Source organism: Aminobacter sp. MET-1, assembly GCF_026521175.1.
Taxonomy (GTDB): domain Bacteria; phylum Pseudomonadota; class Alphaproteobacteria; order Rhizobiales; family Rhizobiaceae; genus Aminobacter.
Window position 1 is genome coordinate 97,114 of the sequence record NZ_JAMSHL010000016.1, and the last position, 22,524, is coordinate 119,637.

Below are 22,524 nucleotides of genomic sequence, written 5' to 3' on the forward strand. Positions count from 1 at the left end.
AAAAGCCTTCCAGTCAGCCCTTCACCGCACCGCCGCCGACGCCGGCGACCAGATGCTTCTGAAGGAAGAAGAAGATGAGCAATATGGGTGCCGCCGTGATCACGCCGCCAGCCATCAGCATGCCCCAGTCGGTCGTGTACTGGCCGATCAGCCCGGAGAGCCCGAGGGGAAGCGTCCTGTTCTTGTCCGACAAGATGAAGGTCGAGGCATAGAGGAACTCGTTCCAGGTGTGGATCATCACCCAGGTCGCCACGGCGACGATGCCCGGACGCGCCATGGGCAGGATCACGCGCCAGAAAGCCTGCCAGCGCGTGCAGCCGTCCAGGCGCGCAGCGTCCTCGAGCGAGTGCGGCACCTGGGCGAAGAAGCCCCGCATGAGCCAGACGCATAGCGGCAGCATGTAGCTGAGATAGACCGGGATCAGTCCGTACAGGCTGTCCAGCCAGCCCAGGTAGCGCAGCTGGATGTAGAAAGGGATCAACAGCAGCACCGGCGGGAACATCTGCCCGTAGAGCATGAACAGCGGCAGCAGCACCGAACCCTTGAACCGGTGGCGCGCCATCGCATAGCCGGCGGTGACCGACAGAACGACGCTGATCGCTGTGACGCTGGCAGTCAGGATCAGGCTATTCAGGGCAAAGCGCCAGAACTCCGCTCCGACCAGCAGATCCACGTAGTTCTGGAAGGTAACCGAGTGCGGTACGATCGAGGGCGGTCGCGCGAAGATCTCGTCCTTGGCGCGCAGCGAAGTGGCGATCATCCAGTAGAAGGGAAAGACGCACCAGATGAATGCGGTCCAGAGACCGGCATAGAGCAGGCCGGTGCGCACCGCCTTCGGCATGCGTGTTCGCTTGAGCGGCGCGCTGGCGCGTGCCTCGGCCGATTTGGCCTCCATGGGGACGAGGCGCATCTCAGTCGGCTTCCTTTGCCTGGATCAGTTTGAGATAGATCGTCGTAGCGATGACCAGCCCGACGAAAAGCATCGTCGCGACTGCCGAAGCCATGCCGAGATCGAAACGCTGAAAGCCGTATTTGTAGGCCAGCGTGAACAGGATCTCCGACGAGTTGAGCGGACCGCCTTCAGTCATCAGCCAGATCGCGTTGAAGTTGTTCACAGTGAGGATGAAGGTCAGTACGGCCGAGATGGCAAAGGAGACGCGGATCTGTGGCAGGATCACATACCACAGCTTGCGCCAGCCCGAGGCGCCGTCCATGGATGCCGCCTCCAGGATGGATTTCGGCACCAGCTGCAGTGCGGCGAGCAGAAGCAGCATTACGAACGGCGTACCCTTCCAGATGCTTTCGACTGTCACGGCGTAGAGCGCGGTCGCCGTATCGCCCAGCCAGGGATGATAGGCGTCGATGATACCCAGGCGCACCAGTATCTCGTTCACGATGCCGACACTGGGATCGTACATCCACCGCCAGGTGAGGACTGCAACGACGCTGGGCACCACCCAGGGCACCAGGATACCGGAGCGGAAGAAGCCGATGCCCGGCACAATGCGATGCAGCAGCAACGCCAGCGCCAGCCCGAGGACGAGCTGCGCCACGACGTTGAGCACCACCCAGATCAGGGTGTTGAGCGAGGCGAGCACAAAGTTGGGATCGGCGAAGACCCTCTCGAAGTTGCGCATGCCGACAAACGGCATGTCGCCGCTGTTGAGGGTGCGCAGCGTCACGTCGTGAAAGGCGGAGGTGATGCCAGACACCACCGGGTAGACCACAACCCCGATGGCGATCACGATCGCTGGCATGACCATCAGGTAGGGGTAGAGACGCGCACCCGTGCCGTTCTCGAAAATCGAGGACCAGTGCGGCTTCAGTCTCGTCGTATCACGGGTGCTCGTGGTCATCTTACTTGGCCAGCAACTGCTCAATTTGCGTGTTGGCCTTGGCCATTGCCTCGGCTGCCGGCTCGCCGCGGATCACGGCATCCCACATGTTCCCGAATACGTCACCATGCATCTGGCTCCACGACGCGACAACCGGACGGGGATGACCGACACCAGCCTGCGCCATGAACGGCTGCATTTCCTCTGGCAGTTTGGCGATTGCTTCCGGCGTGGTGGCCGCTGTCGTCGCCGACAGGCGATTGTACTTGGACATCAGTTCGATGCTGCGTTCGCCGGTGAGCCACTCGACCAGTTTGAAGGCCGCGTCGGGCGATGCCGTGCCCTCGCGGATGGCGAGGTTGTAGCCACCGATGACGGTCGCTGCTTCCTTGCCCTTGGGTAGCGGGTGGATCGAAAAGTCGAGGTTCGGCGCGTTCTTCTTGATGGCGGCAATTGCCCAGTCGCCGCTGACCACCATTCCTGCACGTTCCTGGACAAAGGGCGCATGGACCTCATCCCAGTTGCCTGCGGTCAGAACCGATTCCGGCATCGCTTTGTCTTCGGTGTAGAGCTTGGCCAGGAAGTCGACCGCCGCGATCGCTTCCGGATCGCCCACATGCGACTTACCGTTCTCGTCGATGATGTCGCCTCCTGCCTGCCAGATGAACGGATAGAGCTGGAACGCACCCATCCGGTTCGAGCCGAAGCTCAAGCCGTAGGTTCCCTTGCTCGCGTCGGTCATCGCGACCGCGGCCTTACGCAGCTCTTCCCAATTGGTGGGAGCCTTGTCGATGCCTGCAGCGGCCAGCATCTTGTCATTGACGATCAGGGCGACGTTGTTGGTGTAGAGCGGCAGCGCGTATTGCTTGCCCTTGTAGCGGCCGGCCGCCAGAGGTCCGGACTGGTATAGTGCGGCGAGCGGCTCCGACTGCGCGCTGATGTCTTTCAAAAGTCCCGCATCGGCAAGGCCTGCAACCCAGGCGATGTCGAGAGCCATGACGTCAGGCCCGGCACCGCCGGACAGCGCGACGAAAAGGTTGCGCTCCATCTCCATGTGCGGAACGGCCTGGACGGACACCGTGTGTCCCGTCTCCGCCTCGAACGCCTTGAGTTCGGCGTAGAGCGGCGCATCAGCACCTGAGGCAAGCGGGGCGTTCACCCACAGCACCAGATTGTCCGACCAGGCCGGAGCCGTTCCCATGCCGGCGGCGATCGCAGCGGCCATGGCGCTGCTTTTCAGCAAGTTCTTCATATACTTCCTCCCACAATTGCGCCTGAGGCGCGATCAATTGGCCCGGACAAGCTGGCCGAGCCGTATCATTCGACCACTTTCATCCATTCGATTGCGGTCCCAAACCAGCGCGAGAACGCAGCCAGCTCCTCCGGTTCCCCCGTGGTCGCCTTGATGCCACCCTTGACGATGCCAACCACCTCGACACGCCATCCCTCCTGGCCGCGCGTGCGCGACATGCCATCGCCATCACCGAACACGATCTCAACGGCACGGCGCGAAGCCGTATCCAGCGCCAGCACCAGACGCGCGCCTTTGCGTACGAAAATCGGCATCTTCTCCAGCTGCACGTCGTGTATGCGCCAAGTCGGTCCGGCGACGAAGTCGCCCGAAAGCACGTCCAGCCATTCGCCCTCGGGCAGATAGACCGCGCGTGTGTTGCCGTAGAATGCCACCGGCGCGACCAGCACATCGTCGCCAAGCATGTATTGCTGGTCCCAGTCGTTGATGCCGGACCACTCGACCTCCGGAAACGCCAAGGGCATCATGCGCATGAGCGGCAAACCACCGTCGGCGGCGTCCGTGCCATAGCGGTGGAAGACCGGCATCAGAGCAAGATGCAGCCGGGCGTAGTCCTGGTAGACAGCGACCGATGTCGCATCCATGTCCCACGGCTCGCGACAGCCAAGCCCATGAAGCATCATCAGCGGTGTGAAGCAGGAGAACTGCGACCACCGCGCAAAGACCTGCGTGGTCGGGGTGCCAAAATATCCCCCGAGATCGCTGCCGACGAACGACCAGCCACCGAATGCAGCGCTCTGCACGGCACGGACCGCCGACGGCAAACCGGTCTTGGGACAGAAATCGGATGTCTGGTCGCCGCTCCAGATGGGCGCGCGCACGCGCGGCGAACCAGATCTGCTGATGATCGCCGGCACCTCACCGTCGAAAGATGCGATCGTCGCGTCCAGGTAGTGGCGCACGAAGGCATTGTGCGCACGCCCGCCCGTTTCGCCCGAATGCAATACGGCATGTTCCGGAAGCTGCTCGCCGAAATCCGCCTTGAAGCCTTTGATGCCTCGCTGCAGTAAGCTCCGCAGATTCTGCGACCACCACGCGCTGGCGTCGGGGTTGGAGAAATCGATCAGCGCGGCGACGATGTTGGGGTTGGCGCCCGGCCGCCGGGTAATGAGCGCTCCGTTCGCATCCTTGATCGTGTAGCCCTTAGCGCTCGCATAGGCGAAGGATTTGGTACCGACGACCACCCACGGGCACAGCCACAGATAGATGTCGGTTCCGTCCGCCGCCATGCGCGCGACCATGTCCCATGCGTCGGGATACTTGGCGATATCGAATTCGAACGAATGGACCTCGCCTGCCCAGTAGGCGTCGATCAGCTTGACCGCCATCGGCAGGGAGAGGTTGCGGTAGCCGTCGATGTCTGCCCCGACGGTCTTTGCGTTTTCGATGCGCCAGTCACCGGCTTTCCACAGGCCGAAGAAGGAGTCTTCCGGCATGATCGGAGGGCCGATGCGCTGGATGAGCGTCGCGTAGAGCTGCTCGAGCGTGCCGACATGGATCTCGACCTCGAGCCGGTTCCCTTCGACCTGGATCTTCAGCACATTCGGGTCGAGCGGGGCGGCTATGTGGAACATGGCAGCCGCTTCTTCAGGCAGGTAGACCCCATAACCTAGCGATGTGGCGATCCACGGCGACGGCAGATAAGTGCCGTTGCCCAGGCCGAAGTTCTCCAGATAGTACCGCACCGACTGACCACGAAGGTCGAGCGTCTCGAAGCGCTCGCCTCCGCCGAATGCCTGGAATGCCTTCGGCACCGCAAAGGCGATCTCGATAGCTTCGGCATGTGGATGCGAAGCAACGATGCGCCAGTTCTTGCCTTGGCGGGTGACCTCGACCGCAATCTCGCCGTCCCCCGGGAATGCGGCGCTGGACCACGATCCTCCTGCCACGCGCCAGCCGATGCTGACGGGGCGATGGACTGCGTCGGCCGGGATGGTCGCCGGGTTCAACGCCTCAGGCATGATCGACCTGCACGCCGAGTTGACGGCCGAGATGCAATACGGCATCCGCCCAGCGCCCATAGACGGCAGTCACGTGGTGCTCGTAACCTTCGTCGATGAAGTGGCGCACCAGGGTTTCTGCGTCCGCCATATCAGGCCGGAAGAAACCCGCCGCCCGATTTGCCTTCGATTTTTCCGATAGCATCTCGCCTTCACTGACGAAGATGCGCAGCTCCCCGTCTGCGCGAAGCGAGAGGCGCAACAACGTCATCGGCCCGGCTTTCAACGGAAAGGTTTCCTGCTTCAGCGCGGGATCCAGCGAGCGCGGCCCGTCGGCCAGGCGTGGGCTCACGCCATAATGCCAGAGCACAAGTCTGTTCCTGGCGCGATCGATTCCGGAGATGTCGGTCAGGAAGGGGAGCGATGTTGGGTCGAAGGCGCGGGCGACCAGCGCCGTCACGGCACCCATCACATCACCTTCCGGAGCCAGCGGCACACTGCGATCCGACAGCTCGCCCAGCGCTCCCCAGGTGCCCTTGAAATCTTCGGCGTAGAGAATTTCCGGCCAGTCGCGGATGGCGATCGCGTCCGCCTTGATCTTGTCCAGGCCGGCCCCAAGGCGGGCATATGTGCGCCCCAGAGCCTTGCGGCCGACTTCGTCGTCGCCTCCATCGAAGCTGGCCTTGGCCCAGAGCCGCGCGGCGTCGGCCTCCTGGTCGGGACTGGCCTTGCAGCCGTCGAGGAACTTGACGAGCGTCATCTGTTCGATCGTCACGTCCAGGTGTTGGCGGATCGTCCAGGGATCGACCGCGAGATTGGTGAACCAGTCGGCGTGCGCGCCGATGAGCGCGATGCGCGAGCCGCGGATCCGCCTGTGGGCGCGGGATGCCGCGGCGAAGGCGGCGAGCTGAGCCGCCAACCTTTCGTCGTCGGGATTGCCAAGCAGCAAGGTGAAGCGATGGCCGAAGCGGATAAGCGTCGACGCCCAGAGCTGAGCACCACACAGCGAGTTGGTGACAATCTGGTCGGTCTCCTCCAGCGCCCAAAGCGCGATCGGCAGGCGACGATCGCCGAGGTGCGACAGCACTTCATGTAGGAGCTCTGCCGTCGCAAAGGTCGACAGCTGGATCACCAGCCCATCGAGGCCATCCAGGTCCAGCTGCGCGAATGCCTCTGCGCAGCTCGCACGATCGCGCGCAAGTTTCGATCCGAAGACGAAGCTGCCGGCCAGCGCACCCGTACCGACGAGCGCCGACGTGCGCGTGACGAGTTCGCTGGCAGCGGCCTCGGAAAAAAGCGGCGAGGCTATGAACACTACGCCTGTGTGACCGGCGGTGTTGGCCTTCGGCGGATTTCTGGTCGGCATTCAGCTAATCTCCTCCTGCGCGGCAGCTAAACCGGATCTTTCGTCCAGGCCGCCACTGCGAACAAAACAATAGGCCGCGTAGTGCAGCGCGGCCTTGGGGTCGTTCCCGATGGCCGGCTCGATGAACGACAATTCCAGGCGCTCCGGCGCATATCCGCCGAGCAAGCTCTGGTTCAGTCCCTCTCCTATCGCCGCACGATCGTCTTCAGGCATCAGCGACGGCCAGCCGCTTACAACCACCTTTGGCACTGGATGAAGATTGAGCGCGTTGCCGAGCGCCAATCCGAGCAGGAACTGACGTTCGCGCAGCGTCTCGCGGGCCGCCGGATCGACGCCGAGGGCTTCCATGAAATGGTCGCCCTTGGTCAGGATGTCTGCGTCGCTCATACCGATGATCTGCGACACCGCGCGCAATGAGGTATACGCCTCGACACAGCCCTTGTGCCCGCAGCGACAGGGCAGGCCGTCGCGTTCGATAACCATGTGGCCGATTTCAAAGGCCTGGAAAGCATCGACCGGCGCGGTGTCGTTGACGATGACGCCCGCCACGCCGTGCCCGACGAAAAGGAAGAGATGTTCCCCAGAGATGCTGTAGCCGCCGGCGCGCGCGTAGCGATGGAATGCAGCCTGGGCAATCACGGAGTTGGTGAGGGTCAGCGGAACGTCCGGTAACGCCTCGCCCAGCAATGCCTGAAGCCGGCCCATGCTCCAGGGATAGATCGAGTTACCGGCCGCACGACCGAAGCCGGGGATCGACATGGCACCCTGGCGCAGGGCGAGGCCGCGCGCCGTCGCCCATGCGCTGACGGCGGTCGCACTGTCGGCAAACAGCTTCTCGAACTCCCGCTGGGGCAGCTGCGTCGAGGCCGGCACGCGCTCCACGTAGTCCAGCGTTCCCTTGAGGTCCCCCACCCCGAACGACAGGCGGCTGTTGGACAGTTCGATACCAAGAACCGCGATATCTTTGCTTAGTGTAACCAGTGCCGTCGGAGCACCCGCACCACTGGTCTGCTGGCGCGTTTCCTCGACGGTATTTTCCTTGCGCAACTCATTGAGGATGCGCGACACGCTCGCTTCGGAGAGGTTGCACTCCCTTGCGATATCCGTGCGAAATCCGCCCCTTGAGCGCAAAAGGCTTTCAAGGACGCTGGCTCGCGTCTCCCTTCTGCTGCGCGGAACAAATCGACCGGACATCTCTCGCCTACATATTTACACTGTGTAATTATTCTGCTTTACAAACGTCCGTTGTCAACAGGGAGCGAGAAGAAAATGGCTGAGTTGACACTGCGGGGGGTGCAGAAGCGCTTCGGGAATGTCGATGCGGTGAAGGCAGTCGACCTCGACGTCGGCGACGGCGAATTCGTCGTACTCGTCGGGCCTTCCGGCTGTGGAAAGAGCACGCTCCTGCGGATGATCGCGGGGCTGGAGGACATCAGTGGCGGCGAGATCAAGCTCGACAGCCGCAGTCTGAACGCGGTGGCGCCGCGTGACCGGGACATGGCCATGGTCTTTCAGGATTATGCCCTGTATCCGCACATGACCGTTGCCGAGAACCTGGGCTTCGCGCTCAAGATGCGCGACCTTGCCGCCAGCCAGATCGATGCCAAGGTGCGCGAAGTCGCACGGATACTCGAACTCGAGCCCTATCTCGCGCGCAAGCCTCGCGCGCTTTCCGGCGGCCAGCGTCAGCGCGTGGCACTGGGACGCGCGTTGATCCGCGATCCCAAGGTCTTCCTGTTCGACGAACCGCTTTCCAATCTCGACGCCAAGCTGCGCGTGGGCATGCGGATGGAAATCCGGAAGCTCCAGGCGACGCTCGGCACCACCAGCATCTACGTCACGCACGATCAGATCGAGGCCATGACCATGGCCGACAGGATCGTAGTGCTGCGCCTCGGCGAGGTGCAGCAGATCGGCACACCTAACGAGATCTATCAGCGTCCCGTCAACAGCTTCGTCGCCACCTTCATCGGCTCGCCGCCCATGAGCCTCGTCCCGGCGGCGATCAGGCACGAAGCGGCTGGCAGCGTGCTCGACTTTGGCGCGGACCAGCAGTTGCTGTTGCCAGCGAGCAGGAACGAGATCGTCAAGCGCGCCGGCGTCGACCGTGTCGAAGTCGGCTTGCGCGCCGAACACGTCGGCCTTGCAGGCGAAGCCGGGTCAGGAACCTTCGTGTCGGACATCATCCTGGTCGAGGACCACGGCGCCGATTCGATTGCCGTGGTCGGGCTGGGGGAACGCGAGGTGATGGCCCGCGTGCGCCCCGGCAGCGCCCATGCCGGCGAGAAGGCGCGGCAGTTCGCGGTCGATCTCGACGCTATCCATCTTTTCCACCCCGAGACGGGGATGCGACTTGTCTAGTCTGCGCCAGCGCTCCGTCTTCTGCGTCGGACTTGCCCTTCAGGACACGATCCTCACGCTCGACCGCATCCCTGATCGTGCGGTGAAGGTCTACGCCAAGGACCGACGCGAGGTCGGCGGCGGCCCCGCCGCAACAGCCGCCGTGACGGTGGCTCGGCTCGGCGGGCAAGCGTCCATCGCGGCACGAACGGGCAACGACAATGTCGGCGCCGCAATCCGCAGCGAATTTGAAGCGGCGGGTGTCAACGCCAGCTGGCTGCGCGCATTCCCCGATGTCCGCTCCTCCGGCGCGTCAGTACTGGTAGATGCAGATGGCGAGAGGCTGGTCGTCGCCTATGCCGACCCCCAGATGCCAGCGGGTGCGGACTGGCTCACGCCGGAAAGCTGGGGCGATGCCGTCCTGTGCGACCTGAGCTGGCCGGACGGCGCCCTTCGCTGCCTGAGCTCGGCGCGCGCCGCAGGCATTCCTTCGGTTCTCGACGCTGACATCTCGCGCCAACCGCCGGCTACTGTGGCGGCAATCGTCGAAGCGGCCGATCACGTCATCTTCTCGCGGCCTGGCCTTGCGCAGTTCGCAGGAACGGACTCGATAGAAAATGGGCTCGCCGCAGCACGGCGCCCCGGCCACGCCCTGGTCGGCGTGACGGACGGCGCGGCAGGGCTTTACTGGCTGGACGGAAACGTGCTCCGCAACGCACCGCCGCCTCGCGTCGACGTGGTCGACACGACAGGTGCTGGGGACGCATTCCACGGTGCCTTCGCACTGGCGCTGGCGCATGAACGTCCCATTGTGGAGGCCATCGCCTTCTCCAATGCCGTGGCAGCGCTCAAATGCAGCCGCCCAGGCGGGCGGGCTGGCCTTCCGGCTCCGGCCGACGTCGCTCGCTTCGCCTCCGAACTCAATCTCGACTGGATGATGACCGATGCATGACCAGGCTACCCCTCGCAGCGCGGCCATGACGCGCGACACCCGCCTCGACGAGAAGCTCGCAGCGATCCGACGCGATCCGTTCGGCAGCAAGGAATTCCTGATCTGCGACGCCAAGGACCCCGACATGGCGCGCGGCATCAATGCGCTCGGTCTGGTGCGCGGCACGGATGAGCGGGATCGACCGCAGGATCGCGGCGGTTTCCTCGAAACCGTTCGCGCCATCGTACGGCAGGACATCGTCGACCTGATGTTGTTGTCGCCCTACAACCTGCACCAGTTGGCGATCGACGAAGAGCTGTTCGCCGGCAGCAGCATGGCGCGCGCCGCGCGCGTCAACGACACCAGCGAAATATGGCTGCCGCGCCACGGGACCTATCGCGCGACAGCCTCAATGCCCTTCCGTACCGCCGACCTGTCACGTGTCATGCATGGCGGCCGACCACCGCTGGCAAACGGCGTGGCCGGAGCCGATCTCGGCCTCTACAGCCTGACATTCACCAATGACGTCGCGGCCGACCTGCGCACATTGGCCGCCTACAACGAGTTCCGGACCGACTGCAATGCTCTCGGCTTCCGCCATTTCCTCGAAGTCTTCAATCCGAATGTCGGTCAGTTGGCAGGAGTCGAGGTTGGCGAATTCGTCAACGACTGCATCGTGCGTTGCCTGGCGGGCGTGGACAGGGAGGCGGCGCCCTTGTTCCTAAAGGTCGCCTATAACGGCCCCCGGGCCATGGAGGAACTGGTCGGCTACGACGACCAGATGATCGTTGGCGTGCTCGGCGGCAACGCCGGCACCACACGTGACACCCTCGAACTGCTGCATCAGGCCAAGCGCTACGGCGCTCGGCTCGCGCTGTTCGGCCGCAAGATCAACCAGGCTGAATCGCCGCTCGATCTGATCGAGGTCCTGCGCCGCGTCGCCGACGGCGACGTGAAACCGGCGGAAGGCGTGGCGCTCTACCATGACCGTGTCGCCAAGGCAGGCTTGACCGCGCGCCGCCATCTCGACGACGACAACAGCGTCAGTCAGCCGGTGCTCAAGGCCGCGTGAACGACCCGCAAGGAGGCTGGCCGGCCGGTCTTCTGCTCGATCGCCATTGATCAGGTCCGTACTGTTGGGCCCGAAACAAGCGATCCGATCTTCATCTTAACGAGGTCGCAACCGCGAGGCTTGCTGCTACGGCAACACATTTACACCCTAGCAGGCAGGGTCTCTGGCGAACGTTCGCCGGGATTCTCCTGTAATCTGCGGCCATGCTTAGCTAGGCAAGCGCTTCGCAAGCTTCCCGGATATGGGCAGCACTTCGCATGATGTCGGCCACAGCCTCGCGGTAGCCGAATGGCCGTGAGCCTTGCAGAATGTCACTTGCCGTTCCCGCCGCGATGCGTGCCTGAAAGGCCATCATCATCGACGTGTAGGCGGCATATTCGGTCAGCGTCAGGTCGGGGTGAGCGGCCAGCCAGCTCTCGTCGTGGATTTCGAGCAGGCGGGCGGCATAGGGCTTCTCGCCCTCTTCCGACGGCTCCTCGTTTTCGATCGTCAGGTTGACATCGGGGTTGGCGGCGAGGATGACGGCCAGCACCGCGCGGAAGTCGACCACGCCCTGGCCGCAGGGCCGGAACTGCATCAGCGCTCCCCCCTGTGCCGGCACCACGGCAGCGTCCTTCAGATGCGTCTGGCGCACGTAAGGGGCGACACGACTGGCCGCCATCACCGGGTGCTCGCATCTCTGCAGGCCGTTGGAGGTGTCGTAGACGACGCCGAGCGCCTCGGTGCCAAAGGTTTCGAGGAGACGCAGGATCTCAAAGCTGGTGATCTCTTCATGGGTCTCGATGTTGATGTGAATGCCGAGGTCACGGGCGATCGGGACGAGCTTGCCGAGGAACTTCTCGATGGCGACCATCTGGTCGTCCCAGCTCACGTCGGTGCGGAAACGGTCCACCGACCATCGGCGCGGATAGATGCCCTTCGAGCTGGCGGTGCCGACCCAGAGCTCCCTGCAATCGATCTCGGCGCAGCTTTCCATCATGCGGCGGAAGCCGAGCAGGATGTCGCCGTCTCCGATGTGCCGCAGTTCGGGCGTCTCGGGCGTAGCATAGGGATTGATCTTGCCGAGGCCGGTTTCAAGATACATGCCAAGCTCGTCCGAACGCTGCCGGATGGCGCGGAGCTCACCACGGTCGAGCGCCGGGCTCATCTCGAGCACGGTGCGGAAGAACGTCCCTTCAAGCCCCAGTTCGGCTGCATGCTCGATGCTGCCTACCGGTCCCCTCTTGCGGGCTTCGGGAATCTTGCGGCCATCAATACCCAGGCGCATGGAAAGCTCCTCTGGAATGCGTCTATCGAAATTGGAAGGTCGTGCCCGGCCGCCAGGCGTGCGGCCGCGGCGAGGGCTAGCGGATGCCTGAGGTCATCAGGCCGCGCACATAGTGGCGCTGCAGGACAATGGCCATGACGATCAGCGGCACCGTCACGAAGGTCAGGCCGGCAAACAGCGGGCCGTCGAGCGAATAGTTCGGCGACCCCTTGAGGCCGGCAAGCATGACCTGGACGATCTGCCTGTTGGGGTCCTGCATGATCACCAGCGGCCACAGATAGGCGTTCCACGACCAGATGAACTGGATCAGCACGAGCGTCGCCAGCGCCGGTTTCACATTGGGCATGGCGATGCGCCAGAAGATGCGCCACGTGCCGGCGCCGTCGACGCGGGCGGCGTCGTCGAGTTCGGTGGGGATCTGCATGAAGCTCTGCCGCATCAGGTAGATGCCGAAGGGCTGGGCGGCAAAGGGCAGGAACAGGGCCGGATAGGTCGAGGTCAGGCCCATGCCCGAAACCACCTGGTAGAGCGGAACCAGGATCACCTCGAGCGGGATGAAGGCGGTCAACAGCGTCAGGGCGAAAAGAACCTCGCGCCCGGGAAAACGCAGGCGGGCGAAGGCATATCCGGCCAGCGTCGAGGTGATGACGACGAGGATGACCTGCCCGCCGCTGGCAATGGCGGTGTTGAAGAGGTAACGGCCGAAATTCAGCTCGGTGAACAGCGCCGAATAGTTCTCCAGCGTCGGCTCGGGCGGGAAGAAGCTCCAGACCGACAGGGGATAGCGTGTGGCGATCACCGAAGCCGTCGACTTGAAAGAGGTCAGGGCCGCCCAGACGACCGGGAAGGCAAAGACGAAGGCAATGAGCAGGAGGCTGAGAGAGCCGATCAGCTTGACCGGATCGCGTGCGGCAGCCGTCGACGCGGCGGCCTGGGGAAGTGCCGTCAGCTGCACCTCGGCGTTGACGTTTTCAGTCATCACGGCCTCCTGCCGTTCGGGTCGCGGATCAGATAGGCCTGCAGGACCGTGATCCCGATCAGCACGATCATCATGAACATCACGCTGGCCGAGGCGGTGCCCGGCGACGAGAACTCGAAGGCCTGCGCATAGGAATAGAATGGAAGGTTGGTTGTCTGGCCGTTCGGTCCGCCCTGGGTCAGGAGGATGATGGGGGTAAACAGCCGCGCCGCTGCCACCGTGACCATGAAGATGGCCAGTATGATGCTGGGCCGCAGCAATGGCAGGGTGATGCGGCGGAATATACGCCACGAGCTGGCGCCGTCGAGCGCGGCGGCTTCCATCACCTGCGGCGAGATCGCCTGCAGGCCGCCGAGGAAGATCAGCATGGGCAGGCCCACATCCTTCCAGGCGGTCATGACGACGATGGAAACGATGGCGTAGGGACCGGAGGTCAGGAACGGCTGCTCGGGCAGGCCGACCGCCTTCAGGATCGCGTCGAAGAGACCGGTGCCGGGCTCATAGAGCTGCCCCCAGATGAGAGCCGCCACGGCTTCGGAAGATGCCAGCGCACCCAGAATGGCGGCACGCGCAAGCATCGTTCCGCGCATGCGCTTGTCGAGCAGAATGGCAAGGCCGAGCGCCATCGGCACCACGACCACGATCATCAGGACGATGTAGACCAGCGTGATCAGCATGGCGTTGACGAACACATGATCGGCGAAGATCTGGGTGAAGTTGTCCCAGCCAGCCCAACCATTGGGGCGCTTGGTGAAGGCGTTGAAGGTGCGGAAACTGTTCAGCACCGCCGAAGCCAGCGGCCAGAACTGAAACAGGCCCAATCCCAGGAGCACCGGAAACACCATGACCGGACCGGCGAACACTTCGCCGCGCCGGGTGGGGTCGGGGGTCCACAATCCTTTGAACATTGGCCAAGCCTTTTTACGAATGAAGTTCTTGCCCTCCCTCGCCACATGACGCAGCGAGGGAGGTGAGCGGCTGTCCCGAGGGAGGCTGGGGGCCGCTGCTAGCGGTACTTGGCGAGCAGGCGGTCGATCTGGGCCGCGGTGGTGTGGAGGCGCTCGCCGACATCGACGCCGAGCGCGATGTCCTTGACCGCCGGGTTGACGGCATTGACGTAATCGAGCCAGCCGACCGACTTGGGCGAGCCATAGGCCCGCTCGCCTACCTTGGCGCAGAGTATGGCGACCGGATCGGTCTGGTAGGCCGGCGCTTCATCGGTCAACGACTTGCGCGAGGGCATCGAGCCGCGCACCTCGTAGAAGGCCCTGCGGTTGGCGTCGTTGAGCAGGAAGGCCAGGAGTGCTGCGGCTTCCGGAACATGCTGGCTGCCCGAATAGATGAAGGGCGCATCGGCGACGCTGGAGGCGAAGGGGATCTTGCCGCGGATCGGCGGGGAAACGCCCCAGTCGAAAGGCGCGCCGTTCTTGCGGAAGGTGTTGGCGAAAGCCATGGACGAGAAGTCGATGGCCGCAGCACCGCCCTTGTAGTGATCGGCGACGATCCCCTTGGGCGAGAGGCCCTCGGAGAACAGCGTCTGATAATTCTTCATGCCCTGGATCGCCTCGGGCGTATCGAGATATCCCGATGCGGTCAGCCCGTCCTCGGAAATGCCGGCAAAGGTCTTGTAGGCGGTCGAATCCCTGGGCGCGCCCGGATCGCCCATCATGCGCACCCACATGCTTTCCAGCTGCGAGTAGTTCGAGCCCGGCCCACGATTGCCGAAGCGCGACGAAGCCATGCCGAAGGTCGCCTGGTCGCCGTCCTTGCGCAGCTTCTCGGTGATGGCACGCAAGGCATCGAGCAACTGGTCGGCCGTCCAGCCGCCATCCACATCGGTGACCTCAGGTGGGGTGTTGACGCCGGCGCGCTTGAAGATGTCACGGTTGAAGTAGACGAAGCAGGAGTTCGATTCCCAGGCCAGGCACATGACCTTGCCGTCGATCGTGGCAGCGTCCCGCATCGCCGGATAGATGTCCTGGATGAAGTCCTGCGAGAAGTAGTCGTTGAGCGGCACGGCGATTTCGCCGGCGGCGTAGACCGGGGCCAGTTCGGTGCTGCCCATCATGATGTCGGGGGCAGAGCCCGAGGCGACGTAGAGCTGGACCTTCTTGGCGAGGTCGCCATAGGGCACGCGCTCTTCTTCGATGGTGATGTTGGGATAGGCTTCGCTGAAGGCCTTGTAGGCCGCCGCGATCGGGGCATTGATTTCCGGCGAGAACTCCTGGCGCATCACCTTGATGGTGATCGGGGCGTCGGTGAGCTCCGGCCCGGTGTAACCGCCAAGGTCGAGCTTGTATTTTCCCGGATTGGTGCCCGGTCCGGCGGCGAAGGCGCGCCGGGGCAGAATGGCCGCCGCCGCCAGAAGCGATGCGCCCCCCAAAAGCACCGAACGGCGCGACACGCCGGGGCCGGTTGTCATGCTCTTCTTGCAGTCCATGATGTTCTCCATCCCTGTTGGAACTTCACCTGGCCGGCGGGTTTGTTTTTCCTCCACCGCGTCGGCCCTTTCGAAAGACCTAGATCCTCTTGCCAGTCTCGCCGTCGAAGAGGTGCATTTTCGCCGTGTCGATGCGCAGCGAGATCTTCTCGCCGCGGCTGAGCTGTGCGCGGCCCTTGAGGACCATGGTGATGAGCTGGCCGTCGAGACTGGCGCTGACCTGGGTTTCGGGGCCGGTCGGCTCGACGACCACGACCTCCGCATTCGGCCCCCGATCGCCAACCTCCAGGTCTTCGGGGCGGATGCCGACTTCCACCCTGGCTCCCGCCTCGACCCTTGCCGACACCGGCAGCCGCGCGAGAATCTGGTTGCCCGCGGTGACGCATACGGGGCCCGTATCGCCGTTGGCGATCGTGCATTTCACCAGGTTCATGGCCGGGGAGCCGATGAAGCTTCCGACAAAGGCGTTGGCTGGAAAGTCATAGAGCTCAAGCGGCGTGCCGATCTGCTCGATGACGCCGGCGCGCATGACCACGATGCGGTCGGCCATGGTCATCGCCTCGAGCTGGTCGTGGGTGACATAGATCATCGTCGACTTGAGACGGGCGTGCAGGTCCTTGATCTCGGCGCGCATCTGCACCCGCAGCTTGGCATCCAGGTTCGACAGCGGCTCGTCGAACAGGAAGACCTTGGGATTGCGCACGATGGCGCGCCCCATGGCCACCCGCTGCTGCTGGCCGCCCGACATCTGGCGGGGGTAACGGTCAAGCAGCGCGTCCAGCCCCAGGACCGCGGCGGCCGATGCCACGCTTCGTGCGATCTCCGCCTTGCCGAGCCCTTGCATCTCAAGCGCGAAGCTCATGTTCTCACGGACGGTCATGTGCGGGTAAAGCGCGTAGTTCTGGAAGACCATGGCGATGTCGCGGTCCTTGGCGGCAAGGCCGTTGACCACCTTGCCGTCGATCGCAATGTCTCCGCCCGAGATCTGCTCCAGCCCGGCGATCATGCGGAGCAGGGTGGACTTTCCGCAGCCGGATGGCCCGACAAGGCTCAAAAACTCGCCATCACGGACGTCGACGTCTATGCCCTTGAGCACCGTCGCCACGCCGAACGACTTGACCAGCTTGCGCACGTTAACGTTCGCCATCGGCTCCTCACCTCCTATGCGGGGTCGTCTGATTGTATGTCATTTTGGGTGTTTGATTGCATCCAATGTTCTTCATTTTGGATACAATTTGACACTCCACTCGGCCATACTGGCAGCAGGCCGACGTGGTTTGCGGGCAACAACAATCACCTCGACCCACGTCGCGTGGGCCGGAATAATTATTTTAAATTCAAAATGTTATGGGTCTGAGTTCTACTCTCGCCACGAGCTCCGGCCTGGGGCGGCGCGGATCCTCTCGATGGCTGCCATCAACTCTTGACGGTTCGACATTCTCTCTCCTCCCGAGAAAGTGGTCTTATCAAAACGCTAGTGTATCAATTTGGTGTTGTCAATGGATACAAAAACTGCAACGAATTCGCTGGTCGGACAGCTTTCGCGAAGGCCCTGACCGCCCGACGAAGTGTTCGACGCAGGCCCGGCCGCACCCCCGAAAACGCGCAAAATCTGGAGATCGACATGCGTTCGCCAATCCCCGCCCTGGTCCGCTCCCTGGGGGCACTCGATGGCATCCTGCGCAAGGGCGAGCGCTTCTGCGTCGACAACGGGATCGATGCGTCGGAGCTGCTGGAGGCGCGCATCGCCCCAACCATGAAACCGCTGACGCACCAGATCAGGCTGTGCTGCAATCACGCGGTCGCGGCAGCCACGCTGCTGGCCGACAAGGAGGCGCTACGGATCGACGGGGCCTTCGACACCTTCCCCGATCTGCATGCCCGCATAGCGGCGACACGGACCGCCATCGGGGCGATTGCACCGGAAGCTTTCGACGCCGCCGACCAGTCGATCCTGCAGATCACCCTCGATGACGGGGTCACCTCGGTGCCGGCCTGCGACTATTTGATGGAGCACGCGATGCCGAACTTCTATTTCTCGATGACGACCGCCTACAACATCCTGCGCGGCAAGGGCGTGCCGCTGGGAAAGACGGATTTTCTTGGGGGGTGACGGGCAACGCGCCGAACGTCGATGTTCGGCCAGCTGGACGTTCACCCGTCAGCAGGCCCGTTGCGGGCTTCGCGCAACACGGTTTCCAGAACCCGCACGGCGCAATTTGCGACGATTTCCACGATCGAGCTTAGGGGCTTCGAGGCAGCCACGGCGACGCCCGAGGTCTGCCGTATCGCGTCGCTGTCCACAATCGGCACGAAGCGGAGCACGCCGCTGGCCAGTTCCTCGGCAGTGTCGAGTTCGGACGTCAGCGCGACGTAGTTGCCGCTGCGCGCTAGGTTCTTGACCAGATGCAGGGAGTTGGTTTCGACATGCCCCCGCGGCTCGGCGAAGAGCCAGCTGTAGCGCGTTTCCAGGAGCCTTCGGATCAGCAGCGATTTGCTCTGCAGCGCGATCGGATAGGCGATGACGTCGTGCAACCGGACTTCCGGCAGATCGAGAAGCGGATGGTTCGGACGAACCACGCATCCCAGCGGCAGGGTCGAATTCCAAAGCAGGCGCAATTCCCTGAGCACCGGCAGGTTGAAGGCGACGATCAGGTCCGTGTCGCCGTCGACGAGTGCGGCGACGGCCTCGTCGGTCGAGCCGATCTGAACCGACAGGCCGATGCGGGGATGGTCGACCGCAAGCTGCTGGACGAGCCGCGGCAGGATGCTGCTTGCGTGGCTGTCCATCGCGAAAATCTTGACCTTGCCCTGCTGGATCCCCTGCAAGCGAAAGATCTCGGTCACGGCCTTGCTCTCTTCGGCCTGCCAGCTGCGTATCAATCCGATGAGGATCTCGCCGGCCGCCGTCAATCGCATGCCCTTGGGCATTCTCTCGAACAGCCTGGCGTTCAGCCGGTCTTCCAGGCCGATGATCTGCCGGTCGATCGCCGAAGCGGCGATGTTCAAGCCGCGGGCCGCCCCCTGAATGGACCCCTCCGTCACGACTCGGTCGAAGTAGATGAGCGACACGGGAATCAGGGTGCGGGACATCGGCCAGCCAGCATTCTATTTTCGGCAATGGAGCGTTGCACATTCTGAAATAGACGGCAACGCCAGAAACGAGGAAGCTCCAGCAAGGTTCTTGGCCACCGCCAGACGCGGAGGCACCTTGGAGGAGGGGAAGCATGGGAACGACGCGTCGCGATATCGTCAAGGCAATGGGGGGCGCCGCTATCCTGGCGTCCGCGGTGTCCCCGGCTGTCGCCCAGGCTGCCGCTTCCGGCGACCTGTTGAAGGTCAAGCTCCTGTTGAACGGCGGCATATCCGGCCCGCACGCCTTTTTCTGCCTTGCGCATGAGCGCGGTTATTTCAAGGAAGCCGGGCTGGAGGTGGAGTTCTCGCCTGGCGACGGCGCGGCCTCGGTCGTCACGCGCATTCCCCAGGAAGGCTACGATGGCGGTTATGGCGACATGAACGCGCTGATCAAGCTTGCCGGCCTGCGCCCCACGAACTGTCCGACAGCCGTCTTCGTCGCCTTCAACACGACGCCGCTGACCATCGGGGTGCGGAAAGGTGGGCCGATCAAGCAGCCCGGGGATCTCAAGGACAAGGTCATCATCGGGCACCCGATCGACGCAGCGATCGAGGCCTTCCCGCCTTATGCGAAGATCGCCGGCATCAATGCGGAAGACGCCCACATCCTGCGCTCGAACTCGAGCATGGCGATCAACGCCAAGGAGGTTGTCGACGGCAACGTCGACGGCGTCTTCGGGTTCGTCAACACGATCATCGCCGCGCTACGCGGCATCGACATAGACGGACGCGAGAAGCTGGATTTCCTGGAATTCCAGGATCTGGTGCCGGAGTTCTACGGCAACGCGCTGATGATGAGCCCCGATTTCATCGCCAGGCACCCTGACGCGGTCAAGGGTCTGGTCGGGGCGGTCAACCGTGGTCTGGTGGAGACGCTGAAAGACCCCGAAGCGGCACTGAAGGCGGTCGAGAAGATGGCGCCGAATTTCCGCCGCGAAGTCGATGGTCCGCGCCTGATGGGCACCTTGCAGGTGGAGATGGCCCATCCGGAAGGCTTCATCCATGGCATCGGCGACGTCGACGACAAACGCATCGAGCGTTCGATCGCCTTGATGGCGGAGGCGTGTCGCCTGCCGCGCACGCCCAAGGCCGAGGAAATCTTCACGCGTGCATTCCTGCCGCCCCTTGAAGAGCGTGCGAAGCCGCTCGCCAAGTAACGCCGGATCGGAAACCGCGTGAGGGCCTGGCCTTGCCATTGCGACGATGGCTGCGTCCCGGGCTTTCACCTTCCATGAAACCGCATGGCCGGAGGGCGGATGCACAAGGTAAGGCTGCTGACGAATTCCGGCTTCACCGGGGCGAATGCCTGGTTCCCGCTGGCCCATGATCGCGGCTACTTTCGCGATGAAGGGATCGACGTCGAATTCATCGACGGCACTGGGGCATTCAGCGCGGCCGGGCGCATGGTGAAGGAAGGAGTCGAGTTCGGCTATGGCGACTTCCAGGCCCTGATCGAAGAAGCTGCCCGCAAGCCCGAAACCTCTCCGGTCGGCGTCTATATGGTCATGGACCAGTCGCCGTCGGTGGTTGTCCTGCCGGCCCGCTCGCAGGTCGCATCGCCTGCCGATCTGTCTGGTCTCACGATCACGGCACATGCGGTCGACGTCGGACTGAACACGTTCGAACAATATGCCAGCAAGGCCGGGCTCGATCCTCGGTCGGTCAGGGCGGTGAGCAATGACGGCGACTGGATCGCACTTCTCAGCCTGCTCAAGGAAGGCAAGACCGACGCGCTGTTTGGCTATCTTTCTACGGTGTCGGCGGCCATACGTGCGAGCGGCAGGGATGTTCGCTCCGAAGTCCGCTTCCTCAAATTCAAGGACTTCGCGCAGGATTTATATGGCAGCACCCTGATGGTCTCGCCGACCTTCGCGCGCGACAAGCCGGCAGTCGCAAAAGCATTCGTGCGGGCAATCAACAGAGGCGTGCTCGCGGCGGCCAGCGATCCGGACGCGGCCATCCGAGCCCTCGTCAACCACGCTCCCGATCGTTCGCTGCAAGTCGATCGGCTGCGCCTTCTCGAAACGATCGAGGAGGACATGGGTGGCTGGCAAAGGCTCGCCGATGGCGTGGGTGATATCGACAGAGCCAGGATGGAACGCCTGCTGAAACTGACTGCGGACACACGCAGCCTGCCCCGGCAACCGACAGTCGACGAGGTGTTCACGACAGCCTTCCTGCCCAACTCTGACGACCGCAGGATTGCCCCTGAGCGCGCCATGACGGCCGGTCACATACCCAAGTAACTTCCCCAAAAAAGCGGCTGAGTTCCGCAAGTTCTTCAACAAACACAAAACACCGAGGGAACCATGAAATCGCGCTTTCTGCACGGCGCCGCGCTGTCGGCCCTTCTTCTCACCAGTACCGCCTATGCCGAGACACCGGGAAACACGCTCGTCGTCGCCAAGGCGATCGATGACATCATCTCGCTCGATCCGGCGTCGAACTACGAACATTCCGGCACGGAAACGATCAACAACGTCTACGAACAGTTGATGCAATTCGAGCCTGAGGACGTAACCAAGCTCGTGGGTGGCGCGGTCGAGAGCTGGACCGTGTCTGGCGACGGCAAGACGTTCGAGCTGAAATTGAGGCCTGGCCAGGTGTTTCATTCTGGCAACCCGATGACGTCGGACGACGTCGTGTTCTCGCTCCAGCGCATGGTCAAACTGAACAAAACGCCGGCAATCGTCGTTGCTCAGTTCGGCTGGAAACCAGACAACATTGAAAAACTTGTCGTGGCGCGCGACCCGATGACGGTCGAGCTGGCCGTCACGGCCGACCTGGCTCCGAGCCTGGTGCTCAACGTTCTTGCCAACAACATCTTCTCGGTCCTGGACAAGAGACTGGTGCTGGAACACGAGACGGACAATGACCTCGGTGCCGGCTGGCTACGCAACAATTCGGCCGGGTCCGGTCCCTACGTCCTGAAATCTTGGCGCCCGAACGAAACGCTCGTGATGGACGCAAATCCGAACTTCCGACTTGGCGCCCCCAAGATAAAGCGAATCCTGATCCGCCATGTGCCGGAGCCTGCATCGCAGCGTCTCCTGCTGGAGCACGGCGATGTCGACATCGCCCGATCGCTGACCCCTGATCTCATGCAGGGTGTCGCGGGCAATCCGGACATCGCAATAGAGGAGTCGGTAGAGGCCTCCATACAGTATCTGGGCCTTAATCAGAAGTTCGAGCCTTTCAAGAAGCCCGAGGTCGTCAAAGCCCTGAAATACCTCGTCGATTATCAGGGCATGGCCGACAGTTTCGTGAAGGGCCAATGGGCCGTGCATCAGTCGTTCTGGCCGAAGGGTTTCGACGCGTCGATGGACAAGATCCCCTACAAACTCGACGTCGAGAAGGCCAAGGAACTGCTGGCGAAGGGCGGCTATCCCGACGGGTTCACCGTCAAGCTGAACGTGCGCAACTACTCGCCCTATCTTGATATGGCGCAGTCCGTCCAGAACACGATGCGTCTCGCCAACATCAAGGTCGAGATCAACGCGACCGATTTGAAGCAAATGGTCACCGCTTACCGCGGGCGCCAGCATGAAATTACGCATAGTGCATGGATTCCGGATTACCGTGACCCGCAGTCCCATGCCTTTGCGTTCATCCAGAACCCCAATAATGCCGACGACTCCCCAGACAAGACCGTCGCATGGCGCAATGCTTGGGAAGCCCCACAGGACGTCAGGGAACTTGCCGACGCGGCGGTCAAGGAACGTGACACAGAAAAGCGCATGCAAATGTACGTGGATCTCCAAGAACGGCTGCAGGACGACAGCCCATACATATTCATGTTCCAGGGCATGACCCGCATTGCTTCCAGAAAGAACGTCCAGAACATCTCGATCGATCCCGCCAACGGCGTGCTCTACTACCGCCTGACCTCGAAGTAGCGATCGCACCG

At 63.0% G+C, this 22,524-nt stretch carries 19 protein-coding genes; 7 read left to right on the forward strand and 12 right to left on the reverse strand.

Going from position 1 to position 22,524, the window contains the following annotated elements; genetic code table 11:
• Positions 1 to 13 precede the first annotated feature (13 nt).
• From NDO48_RS20970 to NDO48_RS20995, 6 genes are all read right to left on the reverse strand, one after another.
• Positions 14 to 910: a carbohydrate ABC transporter permease gene (locus NDO48_RS20970; RefSeq protein ID WP_051091887.1), complete on the reverse strand. Its 897-nt coding sequence runs from the start codon at positions 908 to 910 to the stop codon at positions 14 to 16.
• A gap of 1 nt (position 911) precedes the next feature.
• Complete coding sequence (locus tag NDO48_RS20975) at positions 912 to 1,856, reverse strand: carbohydrate ABC transporter permease (RefSeq protein ID WP_018426075.1); 945 nt, start codon at positions 1,854 to 1,856, stop codon at positions 912 to 914.
• A 1-nt stretch (position 1,857) separates the two neighbouring features.
• Positions 1,858 to 3,087, reverse strand: a complete 1,230-nt coding sequence (locus NDO48_RS20980; protein ID WP_018426074.1) for an ABC transporter substrate-binding protein — start codon at positions 3,085 to 3,087, stop codon at positions 1,858 to 1,860.
• 65 nt (positions 3,088 to 3,152) lie between these two features.
• On the reverse strand, positions 3,153 to 5,108 hold the full coding sequence (locus NDO48_RS20985; RefSeq protein ID WP_267322284.1) for a TIM-barrel domain-containing protein: 1,956 nt from the start codon (positions 5,106 to 5,108) through the stop codon (positions 3,153 to 3,155).
• Positions 5,101 to 6,219, reverse strand: coding sequence for a hypothetical protein (locus NDO48_RS20990; RefSeq protein ID WP_157632676.1), 1,119 nt, complete (start codon positions 6,217 to 6,219; stop codon positions 5,101 to 5,103). The genes NDO48_RS20985 and NDO48_RS20990 overlap by 8 nt, the downstream gene beginning before the upstream one ends.
• A gap of 234 nt (positions 6,220 to 6,453) precedes the next feature.
• Complete coding sequence (locus tag NDO48_RS20995) at positions 6,454 to 7,521, reverse strand: ROK family protein (protein ID WP_018426071.1); 1,068 nt, start codon at positions 7,519 to 7,521, stop codon at positions 6,454 to 6,456.
• A gap of 201 nt (positions 7,522 to 7,722) precedes the next feature.
• Here NDO48_RS20995 and NDO48_RS21000 point away from each other — a divergent pair, with 201 nt between their 5' ends.
• Genes NDO48_RS21000 through NDO48_RS21010 form a run of 3 tightly spaced genes read left to right on the forward strand, consistent with a single transcriptional unit; the run spans position 7,723 to position 10,796 of the window.
• A complete protein-coding gene (locus NDO48_RS21000) occupies positions 7,723 to 8,814 on the forward strand; it encodes an ABC transporter ATP-binding protein (RefSeq protein ID WP_026226808.1) in 1,092 nt (363 codons plus the stop codon).
• On the forward strand, positions 8,807 to 9,745 hold the full coding sequence (locus NDO48_RS21005) for a PfkB family carbohydrate kinase (RefSeq protein ID WP_018426069.1): 939 nt from the start codon (positions 8,807 to 8,809) through the stop codon (positions 9,743 to 9,745). The genes NDO48_RS21000 and NDO48_RS21005 overlap by 8 nt, the downstream gene beginning before the upstream one ends.
• Positions 9,738 to 10,796: a hypothetical protein gene (locus NDO48_RS21010; RefSeq protein ID WP_018426068.1), complete on the forward strand. Its 1,059-nt coding sequence runs from the start codon at positions 9,738 to 9,740 to the stop codon at positions 10,794 to 10,796. Before NDO48_RS21005 ends, NDO48_RS21010 begins: the two co-directional genes overlap by 8 nt.
• A 211-nt stretch (positions 10,797 to 11,007) precedes the next feature.
• Here the strand turns inward: NDO48_RS21010 and NDO48_RS21015 are convergent, their stop codons facing one another.
• From NDO48_RS21015 to NDO48_RS21035, 5 genes are all read right to left on the reverse strand, one after another.
• On the reverse strand, positions 11,008 to 12,063 hold the full coding sequence (locus NDO48_RS21015; RefSeq protein ID WP_018426067.1) for a sugar phosphate isomerase/epimerase family protein: 1,056 nt from the start codon (positions 12,061 to 12,063) through the stop codon (positions 11,008 to 11,010).
• A 76-nt stretch (positions 12,064 to 12,139) separates the two neighbouring features.
• Positions 12,140 to 13,042, reverse strand: coding sequence for a carbohydrate ABC transporter permease (locus tag NDO48_RS21020; RefSeq protein WP_018426066.1), 903 nt, complete (start codon positions 13,040 to 13,042; stop codon positions 12,140 to 12,142).
• A complete protein-coding gene (locus NDO48_RS21025; protein ID WP_018426065.1) occupies positions 13,042 to 13,950 on the reverse strand; it encodes a carbohydrate ABC transporter permease in 909 nt (302 codons plus the stop codon). The genes NDO48_RS21020 and NDO48_RS21025 overlap by 1 nt, the downstream gene beginning before the upstream one ends.
• Before the next feature lie 98 nt (positions 13,951 to 14,048).
• Entirely contained in the window at positions 14,049 to 15,482 is a 1,434-nt protein-coding gene (locus NDO48_RS21030; protein WP_157632675.1) for an ABC transporter substrate-binding protein, read from the reverse strand.
• A gap of 79 nt (positions 15,483 to 15,561) precedes the next feature.
• Complete coding sequence (locus NDO48_RS21035; RefSeq protein ID WP_018426063.1) at positions 15,562 to 16,629, reverse strand: ABC transporter ATP-binding protein; 1,068 nt, start codon at positions 16,627 to 16,629, stop codon at positions 15,562 to 15,564.
• A 477-nt stretch (positions 16,630 to 17,106) separates the two neighbouring features.
• Here NDO48_RS21035 and NDO48_RS21040 point away from each other — a divergent pair, with 477 nt between their 5' ends.
• Positions 17,107 to 17,595, forward strand: a complete 489-nt coding sequence (locus NDO48_RS21040; protein ID WP_018426062.1) for a DUF1993 domain-containing protein — start codon at positions 17,107 to 17,109, stop codon at positions 17,593 to 17,595.
• A 41-nt stretch (positions 17,596 to 17,636) separates the two neighbouring features.
• On the opposite strand, the gene NDO48_RS21045 is transcribed toward NDO48_RS21040, so the two are convergent.
• A complete protein-coding gene (locus NDO48_RS21045; protein ID WP_018426061.1) occupies positions 17,637 to 18,575 on the reverse strand; it encodes a LysR family transcriptional regulator in 939 nt (312 codons plus the stop codon).
• Between the two features lie 134 nt (positions 18,576 to 18,709).
• Between NDO48_RS21045 and NDO48_RS21050 the strand changes: the two genes are divergently transcribed.
• The 3 genes from NDO48_RS21050 to NDO48_RS21060 all read left to right on the forward strand — a co-directional run bounded on the left by NDO48_RS21050 (position 18,710) and on the right by NDO48_RS21060 (position 22,513).
• Positions 18,710 to 19,774 (forward strand): ABC transporter substrate-binding protein, encoded by a 1,065-nt coding sequence (locus tag NDO48_RS21050; RefSeq protein WP_018426060.1) that lies wholly within the window; start codon positions 18,710 to 18,712, stop codon positions 19,772 to 19,774.
• 99 nt (positions 19,775 to 19,873) lie between these two features.
• Positions 19,874 to 20,863: an ABC transporter substrate-binding protein gene (locus tag NDO48_RS21055; protein ID WP_018426059.1), complete on the forward strand. Its 990-nt coding sequence runs from the start codon at positions 19,874 to 19,876 to the stop codon at positions 20,861 to 20,863.
• A gap of 63 nt (positions 20,864 to 20,926) precedes the next feature.
• The gene (locus NDO48_RS21060) at positions 20,927 to 22,513 is read left to right on the forward strand and encodes an ABC transporter substrate-binding protein (RefSeq protein ID WP_267322285.1); all 1,587 of its coding nucleotides are present in this window, start codon (positions 20,927 to 20,929) and stop codon (positions 22,511 to 22,513) included.
• The last annotated feature ends 11 nt before the right edge of the window (positions 22,514 to 22,524 follow it).

Coding starts and splice junctions, on each gene's coding strand:
- NDO48_RS21030 (WP_157632675.1), bottom strand. CDS start 15,482: ATGGACTGCAAGAAGAGCATGACAACCGGCCCCGGCGTGTCGCGCCGT.
- NDO48_RS21040 (WP_018426062.1), top strand. CDS start 17,107: ATGCGTTCGCCAATCCCCGCCCTGGTCCGCTCCCTGGGGGCACTCGAT.
- NDO48_RS21020 (WP_018426066.1), bottom strand. CDS start 13,042: ATGACTGAAAACGTCAACGCCGAGGTGCAGCTGACGGCACTTCCCCAG.
- NDO48_RS20975 (WP_018426075.1), bottom strand. CDS start 1,856: ATGACCACGAGCACCCGTGATACGACGAGACTGAAGCCGCACTGGTCC.
- NDO48_RS21055 (WP_018426059.1), top strand. CDS start 19,874: ATGCACAAGGTAAGGCTGCTGACGAATTCCGGCTTCACCGGGGCGAAT.
- NDO48_RS20985 (WP_267322284.1), bottom strand. CDS start 5,108: ATGCCTGAGGCGTTGAACCCGGCGACCATCCCGGCCGACGCAGTCCAT.
- NDO48_RS20980 (WP_018426074.1), bottom strand. CDS start 3,087: ATGAAGAACTTGCTGAAAAGCAGCGCCATGGCCGCTGCGATCGCCGCC.
- NDO48_RS21045 (WP_018426061.1), bottom strand. CDS start 18,575: ATGTCCCGCACCCTGATTCCCGTGTCGCTCATCTACTTCGACCGAGTC.
- NDO48_RS21050 (WP_018426060.1), top strand. CDS start 18,710: ATGGGAACGACGCGTCGCGATATCGTCAAGGCAATGGGGGGCGCCGCT.
- NDO48_RS21060 (WP_267322285.1), top strand. CDS start 20,927: ATGAAATCGCGCTTTCTGCACGGCGCCGCGCTGTCGGCCCTTCTTCTC.
- NDO48_RS21015 (WP_018426067.1), bottom strand. CDS start 12,063: ATGCGCCTGGGTATTGATGGCCGCAAGATTCCCGAAGCCCGCAAGAGG.
- NDO48_RS20970 (WP_051091887.1), bottom strand. CDS start 910: ATGCGCCTCGTCCCCATGGAGGCCAAATCGGCCGAGGCACGCGCCAGC.
- NDO48_RS21035 (WP_018426063.1), bottom strand. CDS start 16,629: ATGGCGAACGTTAACGTGCGCAAGCTGGTCAAGTCGTTCGGCGTGGCG.
- NDO48_RS21025 (WP_018426065.1), bottom strand. CDS start 13,950: ATGTTCAAAGGATTGTGGACCCCCGACCCCACCCGGCGCGGCGAAGTG.
- NDO48_RS21010 (WP_018426068.1), top strand. CDS start 9,738: ATGCATGACCAGGCTACCCCTCGCAGCGCGGCCATGACGCGCGACACC.
- NDO48_RS21000 (WP_026226808.1), top strand. CDS start 7,723: ATGGCTGAGTTGACACTGCGGGGGGTGCAGAAGCGCTTCGGGAATGTC.